We start from the raw sequence: 14,041 nt of genomic DNA, 5'->3' as shown, positions 1-14,041 counted from the left end.
TCTCCGGGCGCTCGCCCTCCTTCGCCGACGCGCCCCCTTCGGCTCACTCACCCGTGCAGATTGGTGCGGCGGCAGGTCAGCTGGGCAGCTTGAGCGTGACCGCGCTCTGCAGCAGCTCGGGCGCGGTCCACGCCGAGCGGTTGCCCGCGTAGGCGGTGCCGAAGTCGGCGGTGCCCAGCAGGAGCTGCTTCTTGGTGCCGGTGGGTGCGGTCATCGGGGCGACGATCCCGGAGGGCGCCTTGACGGTGACGGCGGTCCCGATGCGGTAGGCGGTGACCTGGTTGTTGGCGATGGCCTTGTCCCAGGCGGCCCGGCGGCTCAGCTCGACCCCGGTGTCCTTCATGCTCTGGTTCACGATCGGGGCGCTGGGCGCGTAGAGCGCGCGGTAGGTGTCGAGGACCTGGTTGAGCACCGGGTAAAGGGTGCGGTCCTCGGCGAGGTTGGACTGGTGGACGTAGTGCGGACGCGGGTCGTTGGCCAGGACGTGGCGCAGGGCGGTCCGCGCCTCGGCCGGGACGATGTAGTCCAGGTAGCCGGTGGTGGTGTTGAGCGGGGCCGGGAGGCAGGTGGAGGTCGCGGGGTTGTCCTCGCAGACTCCGCTGCCGCCGGCGGCGCGGCTGGCGTAGATCCAGTTGTACTCGTCGGCCATCTCCGCGTTGGTGCCCGTGTTGTAGTACACGTTCATCGGGTAGCGGGGGACGGTCAGGGCGGCGCCGACCGCGCGCTGCACGGGCTCGCGCGAGTTGTCGCTGCCCGCCCACTTGACCCCGTTGTCGGCGAGCGCGCCCGCCAGGTTGGGGTTGTCCTGGCCCTGCTGCGGCAGGGTCTTGAGGCCGGAGTGCTCGCCGGTGACGAGCTCCGTGCGGTCGGTGGTGATGCCCTTGGCGGCGGCCCAGTTGTTGTTGTCCCGGATCTGGGCGGAGATGTCGGCCCGGCTCATCCAGTTGATCGCGCCCGCGGCGTTCTTCGTGCAGGTCCACGGGTTGGTGGTGGTGTCCTGGACGCAGCCGAGGAAGGGGTGCGTGTAGGTGTGGTTCATCCAGCGGTACTTGGCCCGGTCCGCGACCAGCTGCGCGGTGAGGGCGTCGGTGCCGCCGTTCTCGGTCTTCCACTCCTCGCCGGCGCCGGCGTTGAAGAGGAGGTCGAGCTTGAAGTTCTTGCTCGTCTGCCACTGCGCCGCGTACTGGGCGTCGGCGGCGGTCATGCGGATGGTGCTCTCCTTGCCCTCGCCGCCCGCACAGGCGTAGTCGCCGGGCGTGCAGTTGAGGTCCTTGCTCCAGCGCGCGTCCGGGGCGAAGACGTCGTCGACGTGGACCGCGAAGTAGCTGCGGCTCTGACCGAGGTGGACCCCCTGGGTGAGCCAGTCGACGATGCCGCGGGCGAGCAGCCGGAACTGCTGCTGGTACTGGTTGTAGCCGAAGGTGACGACCAGTTCGCTGCGTCCGTCGTGCGTGTACTCGCCGACGAGCGAGGCCCGTCCGCCGCCGACGGGTGCGTCGAGGTAGCTGGTGTAGCCGGCCCGCGGCTTGCCCATGAACCCGTAGCTCTCCGGAATCAGGGTGGAGTTGTCCTCGAAGGTGACTTGACCGGCGAGGTAATTGAAGGGGCCTGCTTTGCCGGCGGCGGTGACGGCGGCCTGGGTGCCGTCGAGCTGTCCGCTGAAGCCGCCGTTGTCCGTGTATTCGAGGCCCACGCCCGGGTGGGCCCAGGTGTACGCGTCGACCTGGCGGATGTTGTACGTCGTCTCGTACGCGGTGAGCGCGGCCATCTCGGCCGAGCCCTCGCCGAACGGGTTCTCGTTCGGCAGTACGACGCCCTGGTACTTGGCGCGCGGCCGGCCGTCGACCGTGTCGCTCAGGAACGCGGCGTTGATCACCGGGCGGCCGGAGCCGCCCAGCAGGACGCGCGTGTAGGGGACTCCGGTGTCCCGGAGCTCCGCGGTGATCGCCTCGACCGAGCTGCCGCCGTCGTCGACGACCAGCACCTTCAGGTCGATGCGCGGTGTCGCGGCCGCCTGTGCGGTCGCAGCGGGCATTGCCACGGACATCAGCGCTGCCACCGCCATTGCGGCGGCAGCCCTGTTCATCCGGTTCTTGTTGACCATTTCGGCCTTTCCCCCCGCAGGCATCACTCGACAACGGCCCTGTGGCGGTCGGCCGGGCCGAGGAGGCTCTGTGGAAATCATGCAAAGGGACCCCGCGTCCCCTTGCGAGAGTGGCTCGAGTCTCTCGGACCTCGTCAGGTCTAAAGGGCAAACCTGGTCCGGAAGCCACGGATGGGTGAACCTGCCGCCGTCTTGATCGAACAACTTGCCAAACCTTCGAGTGGCGTACGGACCAGCCGGTACGCGTAGGCTCATTTCTGGCGGCCGCCGGGCCGGAATACGATCGCTGCGGATGGCCGTCCACCCACTCGGCCCACAACACAAACGGAAGCGAGACTTCACCACCGTGACTGCTCTGACTCTCAGCACTGCCGGCGCGGCGACGCTCCGCGCCGACGCCCTCGTGGTCGGCGTGGCGAAGGGCCCCAAGGGCCCGGTCGTCGCCGCAGGCGCCGAGGCCGTGGACAAGGCGTACGACGGAAAGCTCGCCGCCGTGCTCGACGCGCTCGGCGCCTCCGGCGCCGAAGGCGAGACCACCAAGCTGCCGGCGCCGGACGGCCTGAAGGTCCCGGTCGTGCTGGCGGTCGGACTCGGCCCCGTCCCCGAGAAGGACGAGTCGTACGACGAGGAGGCCCTGCGCCGCGCCGCCGGCGCCGCCGCCCGCGCCCTGCACGGCTCCAAGAAGGCCGCCTTCGCGCTCCCCCTGGACGACGCCTCCGCCGTCACCGCCGTCGCCGAGGGCGCGCTGCTCGGCGCGTACGCCTTCACCGCCTACCAGGGCGGCGAGAAGAAGGGCTCCGCCAAGAACGGCGGCCCGAAGCAGCCGCTCGCCGAGGTGGCCCTGCTCGGTGCCAAGCCGCGCGACAAGGAGCACAAGGCGGCCGCCGAGCGCGCCAGCGTCGTCGCCACCGAGGTCAACGTCGCCCGCGACCTGATCAACACCCCGCCGAACGACCTCACCCCCGAGGCCTTCGCCGCCGTCGCCTCCGCGACGGCCAAGGAGAACGGCGTCAAGGTCCAGATCCTGGACGAGAAGGCGCTCGTCAAGGGCGGCTACGGCGGCATCATGGGCGTCGGCAAGGGCTCCGAGAACCCGCCGCGCCTGGTGAAGCTCTCCTACACCCACCCCAAGGCGGAGAAGACCCTCGCCTTCGTCGGCAAGGGCATCACCTACGACTCGGGCGGCATCTCCCTGAAGCCGGCCGGCCACAACGAGACGATGAAGTGCGACATGTCCGGCGCCGCCGCCGTCTTCGCCGCCGTCATCGCCGCCGCGAAGCTGGGCCTCCAGGTCAACGTCACCGGCTGGCTCGCGCTCGCCGAGAACATGCCCTCCGGCTCCGCCACCAAGCCCGGCGACGTGCTGCGCATGTACAGCGGCAAGACCGTCGAGGTCCTGAACACGGACGCCGAGGGCCGCCTGGTCCTGGGCGACGCCCTGACCAAGGCCTCCGAGGACAACCCCGACGCGATCGTCGACGTCGCCACCCTGACCGGCGCCATGGTGCTCGCCCTGGGCGACCGCACCTTCGCGATCATGGCCAACGACGACGCCTTCCGCACCGCGGTCCACGAGATCGCCGAGGAGGTCGGCGAGGCCTCCTGGCCGATGCCGCTCCCCGCGGAACTGCGCAAGACCATGGACTCCCCCACCGCCGACATCGCCAACATGGGTGTCCGGATGGGCGGCGGCCTGGTGGCCGGCCTCTTCCTGCAGGAGTTCGTGGGCGAGGGCATCACCTGGGCGCACCTCGACATCGCGGGCCCGGCCTTCCACGAGGGCGCCCCGTACGGCTACACCCCCAAGGGCGGCACCGGCTCGGCCGTGCGCACCCTGGTGCGGCTGGCCGAGCGTACGGCCACGGGCGACCTGGGCTGACGCTCCCCGTGTGAGACGTGACTCGCCCCGGGCCCTTGGAGGAGGCCCGGGGCGAGGTCCGTTCACGACGGAATCCGAAGCAATCCGTAGGTTTCTACGCACGGGTAACCCTTACTTCGGACAGAACGACCTGCCACAGTCCGGGCCCGGCGTCCCGCGTTCCCCCGACAAATGCGAAGATGGGTTCTCGGCAGGACAGGGCCCCCACCACAGGGCCGAAGAAACAAGCGGCCGATTACCAGCCGCCGCCCGGTCACAGAGGACCGGTGCCCGGCGCACATGCATGGAGGACGTGACGTGGCGAACGACGCCAGCACCGTTTTCGACCTAGTGATCCTCGGCGGTGGCAGTGGCGGTTACGCCGCGGCTCTGCGCGCATCCCAGCTGGGTCTGGACGTTGCCCTGATCGAGAAGAACAAGCTCGGCGGCACCTGCCTGCACAACGGCTGCATCCCCACGAAGGCCCTGCTCCACGCGGGCGAGATCGCGGACCAGGCGCGCGAAGCCGCCCAGTTCGGCGTGAAGGCCACCTTCGAGGGCATCGACATCGCGGGTGTGCAGAAGTACAAGGACGAGGTCATCTCGGGCCTGTACAAGGGCCTGCAGGGCCTGGTCGCCTCCCGCAAGGTGACGTACATCGAGGGTGAGGGCCGCCTTTCCTCGCCGACCTCCGTCGACGTGAACGGCCAGCGCATCCAGGGCCGCCACATCCTGCTGGCGACCGGCTCCGTGCCGAAGTCGCTGCCGGGCCTGAACATCGACGGCAACCGCATCATCTCCTCGGACCACGCGCTGGTCCTGGACCGCGTCCCCGAGTCGGCCATCGTCCTGGGCGGCGGCGTCATCGGCGTCGAGTTCGCCTCGGCGTGGAAGTCCTTCGGCTCCGACATCACCGTGATCGAGGGCCTCAAGCACCTCGTCCCGGTCGAGGACGAGAACAGCTCGAAGCTGCTGGAGCGCGCGTTCCGCAAGCGCGGCATCAAGTTCAACCTCGGCACCTTCTTCGACAAGGCCGAGTACACCGAGACCGGCGTGCGCGTCACGCTGGCCGACGGCAAGACCTTCGAGGCCGAGGTGCTGCTGGTCGCCGTCGGCCGCGGCCCGGTCTCGCAGGGCCTCGGCTACGAGGAGCAGGGCGTCGCGATGGACCGCGGCTACGTCCTGGTCGACGAGTACATGCAGACGAACGTGCCGACGATCTCGGCCGTCGGCGACCTCGTCCCGACCCTGCAGCTCGCGCACGTCGGCTTCGCCGAGGGCATCCTGGTCGCGGAGCGTCTGGCCGGTCTGAAGACCGTCCCGATCGACTACGACGGCGTTCCGCGCGTCACGTACTGCCACCCCGAGGTCGCTTCCGTCGGCATCACCGAGGCCAAGGCCAAGGAGATCTACGGTGCGGACAAGGTCGTGGCCCTGAAGTACAACCTTGCGGGCAACGGCAAGAGCAAGATCCTCAAGACCGCGGGCGAGATCAAGCTCGTCCAGGTCAAGGACGGTGCCGTGGTCGGCGTCCACATGGTCGGTGACCGGATGGGCGAGCAGGTCGGCGAGGCCCAGCTGATTTACAACTGGGAGGCCCTGCCGGCCGAGGTCGCGCAGCTCATCCACGCGCACCCGACCCAGAACGAGGCGCTCGGCGAGGCCCACCTGGCCCTGGCCGGCAAGCCGCTTCACTCCCACGACTAATCGTCCCGGGCGCGACGACCACTTCCGCACTTTCGTAAGGAGCAACAGAAACCATGTCGGTTTCCGTAACCCTTCCGGCGCTCGGCGAGAGCGTCACTGAGGGCACTGTCACCCGCTGGCTGAAGGCCGAGGGCGAGCGCGTCGAGGCCGACGAGCCGCTGCTCGAGGTCTCGACCGACAAGGTCGACACCGAGATCCCGTCGCCCGTCTCCGGCATCCTGGCGTCCATCAAGGTCGCCGAGGACGAGACCGTCGAGGTCGGCGCCGAGCTGGCCGTCATCGACGACGGCTCCGGCGCCCCGGCTGCCGCCGAGGCCGCGGCCCCGGCACCGGCAGCAGTCGCCGAGGTTCCGGCCGCCGCTCCGGCTCCGGTCGCCGAGGCCCCGGCGGCTCCGGCCCCGGCCGCCGCGGCTCCGGCCGCCGCCGCCCCTGCCGCCTCCGGCACGGACGTCGTTCTCCCCGCCCTGGGCGAGAGCGTCACCGAGGGCACCGTCACCCGCTGGCTGAAGCAGGTCGGCGAGTCCGTCGAGGCCGACGAGCCGCTGCTCGAGGTCTCCACGGACAAGGTCGACACCGAGATCCCCGCGCCGGTCTCCGGCACGCTGCTGGAGATCCGGATCAACGAGGACGAGACCGCCGAGGTCGGCACCGTCCTGGCCGTCATCGGCGCCGCCGGTGCCGCCCCGGCCGCCGCTCCGGCCCCGGTCGCGGCTGCTCCGGTCGCCGCCCCGGCCCCGGCCGCCGCCGCTCCGGTCGCCGCCCCGGCCCCGGCCGCCGCTGCCCCGGTCGCCGCCCCGGCCCCGGTCGTGGCCGCTCCGGCCCCCGTGGCCGCTGCGGCTCCGGTCGCCGCTGCCCCGGTCGCCGCCCCGGCTCCGGTCGCCGCTGCTCCGGTCGCCGCCCCCGCCGCTCCGGTCTCCGCCGGTGACGAGGGCGCGTACGTGACCCCGCTGGTGCGCAAGCTCGCCTCGGAGTCCGGCGTCAACCTGGCTTCGGTCTCGGGCACCGGCGTCGGTGGCCGTATCCGCAAGCAGGACGTCCTGGCTGCCGCCGAGGCCGCCAAGGCCGCCGCTGCCGCCCCGGCTCCGGTTGCCGCCGCTCCGGCCGCGAAGGCCCCGGCCGCCGCGGTCTCCGAGCTGCGTGGCCAGACCGTCAAGATGACCCGCATGCGCAAGGTCATCGGCGACAACATGATGAAGGCGCTGCACTCGCAGGCTCAGCTCAGCTCCGTGGTCGAGGTGGACATCACCAAGATCATGAAGCTGCGCGAGCAGGCCAAGGGCTCCTTCCTGGCCCGCGAGGGCGTCAAGCTCTCGCCGATGCCGTTCTTCGTCAAGGCCGCCGCCCAGGCGCTGAAGGCCCACGCGGTCGTCAACGCCCGGATCAACGACGACGAGGGCACCATCACCTACTTCGACTCGGAGAACATCGGCATCGCCGTCGACTCCGAGAAGGGCCTGATGACCCCGGTCATCAAGGGTGCCGGTGACCTCAACCTGGCGGGCATCTCCAAGGCGACCGCCGACCTGGCCGCCAAGGTCCGCGGCAACAAGATCACGCCGGACGAGCTGTCGGGCGCGACCTTCACCATCAGCAACACCGGCTCGCGCGGTGCGCTGTTCGACACCGTCATCGTGCCCCCGAACCAGGTCGCCATCCTGGGCATCGGTGCCACGGTCAAGCGCCCGATGGTCATCGAGACCCCCGAGGGCACCGTCATCGGCGTCCGCGACATGACGTACCTGACCCTGTCCTACGACCACCGCCTGGTGGACGGCGCGGACGCGGCCCGGTACCTCTCGGCCGTCAAGGCGATCCTCGAGGCCGGCGAGTTCGAGGTCGAGCTCGGCCTCTGAGGCTGACGCCCCATCGGCTCACGCCACGCACGGCGCCCCCGCCCGGAACCACTTCGGGCGGGGGCGCCGTCGTCATACCCTGGTGGGTCCATGTGTGACATCTCGGGGGGCGTCGTATGGCACGGGCACGGGCACAGGTGACGGATCTTGTCGTGGTACTGCCGGGCATCATGGGCAGCCGGCTGGCGGACGCCGACGGCACGGCGGTCTGGGACCTGTCCGGCGCCGCCCTGTTACGCGGCCTGCAGAGCTTCGGCCGCTCCGTGACGGCCCTGCGCCTCCCGAAGGACATCGGCGACGGCGACCCGGGCGACGGCGTCGTCCCCGTGGGCCTGATGCCCGATCTGCACGCCCTCCCCGGCATCTGGCACCCGGTGGACGGCTACACGGACCTGCTGCGCTGGCTGGAGCGGCACTTCACCCTGTCCGTGGCGGACAACCTCCTCACCTTCCCGTACGACTGGCGCCTGTCCTGCCGCTTCAACGCGGAGCGGCTGAAGGGCCGCATCGACCTGGAGCTGGAGCGCTGGCGGGCCTCGGCCCCCGAGCGGCGCGAGGCCCGGGTGGTCTTCCTCTGCCACTCGCTGGGCGGGCTGGTCGCCCGGCACTACGTGGAGCGCCTCGGCGGCCACGAGATCACCCGCCGCCTGATCACCCTGGGCACCCCGCACCAGGGCTCCGTGGAGGCCCTGGCCGGCCTGGTCGACGGCAGTCGCGCGGCGGGCCCGGACCTCGGCGCCTTCGCCCGCAGCCTGCCGTCCCTGCACCAGCTGGCCCCCGACTACCCCTGCGTGACGGGTCCGCAGGGCCTCGCGTACGCCCGCGACCTGCCGGGCCTGCCGGGCGTGGACGCGGCCCTGCTCGCGGACGCGGCCCGCTTCCACGCGGACCTGCGCAGCGCCCCGCCGCGGGCCGGACTGCACGTGATCGCCGGCGTCGGCCAGCCGACGGCGGCGATCGCCTCGTACGCGGACGACCGCCTGACGCTCCTGCCGGAGCCCGACGCAGCCGCCGGGGGCGGCGACGGCACGGTGCCGCTCCTCGCGGCCCTCCCGGCGGACGCGCCCGGCGAGGGCCCGGGCCGCGCGGTGACCGAGTCCTTCACCCCGTACGAGCAGCACGGCTCCCTGCACCACAACCGGGGCGTCCGGGACGCCCTGTGGGGCCTCCTGGGCCACACGCCCCCGCCCCGCCGCCGGCGCGAGCACCCCGCCGCGGCCCGCCTGGGCGTGCAGGCACCCGCCGTGCTGGCGGCCGGAGCCCCGTACGAGGTCACGGTCACCGCCCCCGACGCGGACCTGCGGCTCACGGCGGAACTGCGCCCGGCGGACGGCAGCCGGCCGACGGCCCGCCCCCTGCGCAGTCTGGGCGGCGGCCGCTACGCCGCCGCGTTCCCGCCACCGCAACCGGGCGCGTACCGGCTGTCGGTGGGCCGGGTCACGTCTTTGGGCGTCGTCCTTGTTACCAGCCTCACCCAACGGCCCTGACCAGGAACGCATCCCAGCGGGCCACTCCGCCGTATTGTCTACGCATCAGAGCTCTGCACGCCCACAGGAGATGAAGCCCGGATGATCACCCCACCCGTCGTGCACTCGCTGCGCGAGCAGATCCGCGAGCACATCGTGGAGGGGATCGTCAGCGGGCGCTGGAAGCCCGGCGAGCGGATCGTCGAGCGGCGGATCGCCGTCGAGCTCGAGGTCAGCCAGACGCCCGTGCGCGAGGCCCTGCGGGAGCTGGAGACGCTGCGGCTGATCGAGTCGGCGCCGAACAAGGGCGTACGCGTACGGAACCTGTCGGCGGCCGACCTGGAGGAGATCTACCCGGTCCGGGCCGGCCTGGAGCAGATCGCCGCCGAGCTGGCCGCGCCGCGGCTGGCGACGGACTGCTCGGCGCTGGAGCCGCACGTGGCGGCCCTGTGGGAGGCCGACCGGACCGAGGACGGGACCGCGCAGGTGCGGCACACCGTCGGGTTCCACCGGGAGATGGTGCGGGCGGCCGGGAACAGCGTGCTGCTGCACACCTGGGAGAGCCTGGGCATCGAGGTCTTCACGGCCCTGTCCATCCGCTGGCTCGGAACCGTCCAGAAGTCGTACGCCGAGGAGCACGCGGCCCTCGTGGAGGCGTTCCGCAATCAGGATCCGGACATCGGCGTGCTGGTGAAGCGGCATGTCCTGGGGTGCGCACCCCGCGCCTGACGGGTCGGTCTGTCCTGGTTTGCCCGGCACCGGGTGCCTGATTTCATGGCACCCGGTGCCGACTTTTGGCCGGATGGCCATTTCATCGTCACATTCATTTGATCGATCATCGATCAGCGATTTACAGTCGTCGACGGGCCCCACCCGGGCCCATCGACCCTGTCCTGCCCGTCAGGGATTTTCTTCACCACCTCTCCTTTGTCCGGAAGGCGGCGCACACCGATGTCCGACCCCGTAGGAAAGCTTCCGAGCGAGCTCGACCAGCTCCCGGACCGCGACACCGAGGAGACCGCCGAATGGGCGGCCTCCCTGGACGCCGTCGCCAAGGCCGCCGGTACGCGCCGCGCCGAATACCTGCTCCGCCGCACCCTCCAGCACGCCGAAGCCGCCGGCCTCGCCCTGCCGAAGCTGCTGGAGACGGACTACGTCAACACCATCCCCACCTCCGCGGAGCCCGAGTTCCCGGGTGACGAGGAGATGGAAGCCAAGATCACCGCATGGAACCGCTGGAACGCGGCCGCCATGGTGACCCGCGGCTCCAAGTACGGCGTCGGCGGCCACATCGCCACCTTCGCCTCGGCGGCCTGGCTCTACGAGACCGGCTTCCAGCACTTCTTCCGCGGGAAGGAGGCCGACGGATCGGGCGACCAGCTCTACATCCAGGGCCACGCCTCCCCCGGCATCTACGCCCGCGCCTTCCTCGACGGGCGCATCTGCGAGCAGCAGCTCGACAACTTCCGCCAGGAGTCCGGCGGCAACGGCCTGCCGTCCTACCCGCACCCGCGGCGCCTGCCGTGGCTGTGGGAGTTCCCGACGGTGTCCATGGGCCTCGGCCCGCTGTCCGCGATCTACCAGGCGCGCTTCAACCGCTACCTGCAGAACCGCAGCATCAAGGACACCGCCAACTCGCACGTCTGGGCCTTCCTGGGCGACGGCGAGATGGACGAGCCCGAGTCGACCGCCGCCCTGGCCCTCGCCTCCCGCGAGCAGCTCGACAACCTGACCTTCGTCATCAACTGCAACCTGCAGCGCCTCGACGGTCCGGTCCGCGCCAACTTCCGCGTGGTCCAGGAGCTGGAGGCCCAGTTCCGCGGCGCCGGCTGGAACGTCATCAAGTCGCTGTGGGGCTCCGCCTGGGACGAGCTGTTCCAGCTCGACACCACGGGCGCCCTCGTACGCCGCCTGCGCGAGGTACCGGACGCGCAGTTCCAGACGTACGCGACCCGCGACGTGGCCTACATCCGCCAGCACTTCTTCGGCGCCAACGCCGAGCTCGTGCAGCTGGCCGGCGTCCTGTCGGACGCGAAGATCGCCGAGTGCTTCCACAGCTCCCGCGGCGGCCACGAGCCCCGCAAGGTCTACGCCGCGTACAAGGCCGCCCTGGAGCACAAGGGTGCGCCGACGGTCATCCTCGCGCAGACCGTCAAGGGCTACACGCTGGGTGCCGGGTTCGAGTCGAAGAACGCGAACCACCAGATGAAGAAGCTGACGACCGACGAGTTCAAGAGCATGCGCGACCTGCTCGGACTCCCGATCCCGGACAGCGCCTTCGTCGACGGCCAGGTCCCGTACGGCCACCCGGGCGCGAACAGCCCCGAGGTGCAGTACCTGAACGAGCGCCGCGCGGCCCTCGGCGGCCCGGCCCCCGCCCGCAAGGTCAAGCACGTGGCCCTGCCGGCCCCGGCGGACCGTTCCTTCGCCCCGCTGCTCAAGGGCTCCGGCAAGCAGGAGATGGCCACCACCATGGCCTTCGTCCGGCTCGTCAAGGACCTGATGCGGGACAAGGAGACCGGCAAGCGCTGGGTGCCGATCGTCCCCGACGAGGCCCGCACCTTCGGCATGGAGTCCCTCTTCCCGTCGGCCGGCATCTACTCGCCGCTGGGCCAGACGTACGAGCCGGTCGACCGCGACCAGCTCATGTACTACAAGGAAGCCAAGGACGGCCAGATCCTCAACGAGGGGATCACCGAGGCCGGCGCCATGGCCGACTTCATCGCCGCCTGCACGTCGTACGCGACGCACGGCGAGCCGATGATCCCGTTCTACATCTTCTACTCGATGTTCGGCTGGCAGCGCACCGCCGACCAGATGTGGCAGCTCGCCGACCAGCTCGGCAAGGGCTTCATCGTCGGCGCCACCGCCGGTCGTACGACCCTGACCGGTGAGGGCCTGCAGCACGCGGACGGCCACTCGCACCTGATCGCGTCCACGAACCCGGCGTCGCTCAACTACGACCCGGCGTTCGCGTACGAGATCGCGGTGATCGTCAAGGACGGTCTGCGCCGCATGTACGGCGAGAAGCCCGAGGACGTCTTCTACTACCTCACGGTCTACAACGAGCCGAAGGTCCAGCCGGCGATGCCTGAGGGCGTGGAGGAAGGCATCCTGCGCGGCCTCTACCGCTTCAACGAGGCCTCCTCGCTGGAGTCCGCCCCGGCCGCCGACGCCCCGAAGATCCAGCTGATGGCCTCGGGTACGGCGATCCACTGGGCGCTGGAGGCGCAGAAGCTGCTCGCCGCCGACTGGAACGTGGCCGCCGACGTCTGGTCCGCCACCTCCTGGGGCGAGCTGCGGCGCGACGCGCTGGAGTGCGACGAGGCGCTGCTGCGCGGCGAGATGCGCACCCCGTACGTCACCCGCGCGCTCGAGGGCGTCACCAGCCCGGTCCTCGCGGTGTCCGACTGGATGCGCCAGGTCCCGGACCAGATCAGCCAGTGGGTGGAGCAGGACTGGACCTCGCTCGGTACGGACGGCTTCGGCCTGTCCGACACCCGCGAGGGCGCCCGCCGCCATTTCGGTGTCGACGCGCAGTCGATCGTGGTGGCCGCGCTGGCCCAGCTCGCCCGCCGCGGCGAGGTGCCGGCGTCCGCCATCAAGGAGGCGCGCGAGCGCTACGGCCTGTAAGGCAGCGACACGGTAAGGCCGAAGGCCGGTGTCCACCCCTGTGACGGGGGCGGACACCGGCCTTTGGCCGTATGAGAGGTGGCGGCGAGGGGGCGCACCCGTGATGCTGGAGCGGTGATGGACGAGACGGAGTTCTGGGAGATCGTCGACCGTACCCGCGAGGCCGCCGAGGGCGACCCCGAGGAACACGCCGAGCTGCTCGTGGAGCGGCTGGCGCAGCTCGATCCGGACTCCGTCCTGGACTTCGCCCGGCACTTCGAGTCCCGGTACAACCGGGCGTACACGTGGGACCTGTGGGGCGCGGCCTGGGTGCTGCTCGACGGGGCGAGCGACGACGCGTTCGACTATTTCCGGTGCTGGCTGATCGGCCAGGGCCGGGAGGTCTTCGAGGGCGGGGTGCACGACCCCGACGCGCTCGCGGAGCTCCTGGAGGAGTTCGACGAGGACATCGACGGGGACGGCGAGGAGCTCGGGTACGCGGCCGACGAGGCGTACGAGCAGCTGACCGGGGCGGTGGCGCCGGACTTGGGGATTCCGCTCCAGGCGGCCGAGCCGGAGGGCACCCCGCTGGACTTCGAGAACGAAGCCGTGCTCGCGGAGCGCTTCCCCCGACTGTGGGACCGTTTCCGCTCTTAGTAGTGGGTGCCGCCGTCGATGCGGATCTCGGTACCGGTGATGAAGGCGCCGTCCTCGGAGCCCAGCATGGCCACGACGCCGGCGACGGTCTGCGGGCCGGCGAAGCCCTGGCCGATGGCCGGGGCCAGCTTGGCGAACAGGCTCCAGTCGGTGTCCTCGGGCAGGCCGGGGCCGTTGCCCGTGGTCATGCCGCTCTCGATGGAGCCGGGCGCGACGGCGACGAAGCGCAGGCCCTGCTTGCTGTACTCGGCGGCCAGCGCGTGGGTCATGGACTGGATGCCGCCCTTGCTGGCCGCGTACGCGGACATGTAGGGGTGGGCGAACGACGCCGAGGTGGAGCTGAAGTTCACGACGACCGGCTGCTCGCCCTCCAGCAGCGCCGGGAGCGCCTCGCGGATCACCAGGAAGGTGCCGGTGAGGTTGACCGCGATGACCTTGTTCCAGAACTCGAGCGTGGTCTGGTGGGTGTGCGCGGAGCGCAGGATGCCCGCGGCGTTGACCAGTACGTCGAGCCCGCCGAGCGCCTGGACGGCGGCGGCGACGCCGGCCTGCACGGCGGCCTCGTCGGATATGTCGAGGGCGGCGGTGGTGAGCCGGTCGGCCCGCCCGTCGGCGACGGCCTGCTCCGCAGTGCGCCCCAGCCCCTCCTCGTTGACGTCCACGGTGTGGACGCGGCCGCCCTCGGCGAGGATGCGGTGGACGGTGGCCTGGCCGATGCCGGAGCCGCCGCCGGTGATGAGGACGCGACGTCCTTCGTAACGGTTCATGGGGGCGAGCGTACCGA

At 71.1% G+C, this 14,041-nt stretch carries 9 protein-coding genes; 7 read left to right on the top strand and 2 right to left on the bottom strand.

What is annotated here, in order from left to right:
- Positions 1-76: 76 nt before the first annotated feature.
- Positions 77-2,104 (bottom strand): hypothetical protein, encoded by a 2,028-nt coding sequence (locus OG299_RS27815; protein ID WP_266629917.1) that lies wholly within the window; start codon positions 2,102-2,104, stop codon positions 77-79.
- A 346-nt stretch (positions 2,105-2,450) separates the two neighbouring features.
- On the opposite strand from OG299_RS27815, the gene OG299_RS27810 reads away from it, so the two are divergent.
- The 7 genes from OG299_RS27810 (at position 2,451) to OG299_RS27780 (ending at position 13,257) form a co-directional block, all read left to right on the top strand.
- Positions 2,451-3,983, top strand: a complete 1,533-nt coding sequence (locus OG299_RS27810) for a leucyl aminopeptidase (RefSeq protein WP_266629915.1) — start codon at positions 2,451-2,453, stop codon at positions 3,981-3,983.
- Positions 3,984-4,280: 297 nt separating this feature from the next.
- Positions 4,281-5,669 carry a dihydrolipoyl dehydrogenase gene (lpdA, locus tag OG299_RS27805; protein ID WP_030291706.1) on the top strand — a complete coding sequence of 463 codons (1,389 nt, stop codon included), beginning with the start codon at positions 4,281-4,283 and terminating at the stop codon, positions 5,667-5,669.
- A gap of 53 nt (positions 5,670-5,722) precedes the next feature.
- A complete protein-coding gene (sucB, locus tag OG299_RS27800; RefSeq protein ID WP_327362966.1) occupies positions 5,723-7,522 on the top strand; it encodes a 2-oxoglutarate dehydrogenase, E2 component, dihydrolipoamide succinyltransferase in 1,800 nt (599 codons plus the stop codon).
- A gap of 116 nt (positions 7,523-7,638) precedes the next feature.
- Positions 7,639-9,009: a lipase/acyltransferase domain-containing protein gene (locus tag OG299_RS27795; RefSeq protein ID WP_327362965.1), complete on the top strand. Its 1,371-nt coding sequence runs from the start codon at positions 7,639-7,641 to the stop codon at positions 9,007-9,009.
- Positions 9,010-9,093: 84 nt separating this feature from the next.
- Positions 9,094-9,717, top strand: a complete 624-nt coding sequence (locus OG299_RS27790) for a GntR family transcriptional regulator (protein ID WP_266633592.1) — start codon at positions 9,094-9,096, stop codon at positions 9,715-9,717.
- A gap of 222 nt (positions 9,718-9,939) precedes the next feature.
- The gene (gene aceE, locus OG299_RS27785; RefSeq protein WP_327362964.1) at positions 9,940-12,621 is read left to right on the top strand and encodes a pyruvate dehydrogenase (acetyl-transferring), homodimeric type; all 2,682 of its coding nucleotides are present in this window, start codon (positions 9,940-9,942) and stop codon (positions 12,619-12,621) included.
- A 117-nt stretch (positions 12,622-12,738) separates the two neighbouring features.
- Complete coding sequence (locus tag OG299_RS27780) at positions 12,739-13,257, top strand: DUF4240 domain-containing protein (protein WP_266629905.1); 519 nt, start codon at positions 12,739-12,741, stop codon at positions 13,255-13,257.
- Here OG299_RS27780 and OG299_RS27775 read toward each other — a convergent pair.
- Positions 13,254-14,024 carry an SDR family NAD(P)-dependent oxidoreductase gene (locus tag OG299_RS27775; RefSeq protein WP_266629903.1) on the bottom strand — a complete coding sequence of 257 codons (771 nt, stop codon included), beginning with the start codon at positions 14,022-14,024 and terminating at the stop codon, positions 13,254-13,256. The genes OG299_RS27780 and OG299_RS27775 overlap by 4 nt on opposite strands.
- Positions 14,025-14,041: the final 17 nt, after the last annotated feature.

The organism is Streptomyces sp. NBC_01296, assembly GCF_035984415.1.
Lineage (GTDB): Bacteria > Actinomycetota > Actinomycetes > Streptomycetales > Streptomycetaceae > Streptomyces.
The sequence above is the reverse complement of the archived record's forward strand: the minus strand, read 5'-3'. Positions and strand labels throughout refer to the sequence as shown.

Excerpts from the sequence above, each read along its gene's own strand:
- OG299_RS27815 (WP_266629917.1), bottom strand. The coding sequence starts at position 2,104 with ATGGTCAACAAGAACCGGATGAACAGGGCTGCCGCCGCAATGGCGGTG.
- sucB (WP_327362966.1), top strand. The coding sequence starts at position 5,723 with ATGTCGGTTTCCGTAACCCTTCCGGCGCTCGGCGAGAGCGTCACTGAG.
- OG299_RS27795 (WP_327362965.1), top strand. The coding sequence starts at position 7,639 with ATGGCACGGGCACGGGCACAGGTGACGGATCTTGTCGTGGTACTGCCG.
- aceE (WP_327362964.1), top strand. The coding sequence starts at position 9,940 with ATGTCCGACCCCGTAGGAAAGCTTCCGAGCGAGCTCGACCAGCTCCCG.
- OG299_RS27780 (WP_266629905.1), top strand. The coding sequence starts at position 12,739 with ATGGACGAGACGGAGTTCTGGGAGATCGTCGACCGTACCCGCGAGGCC.
- OG299_RS27775 (WP_266629903.1), bottom strand. The coding sequence starts at position 14,024 with ATGAACCGTTACGAAGGACGTCGCGTCCTCATCACCGGCGGCGGCTCC.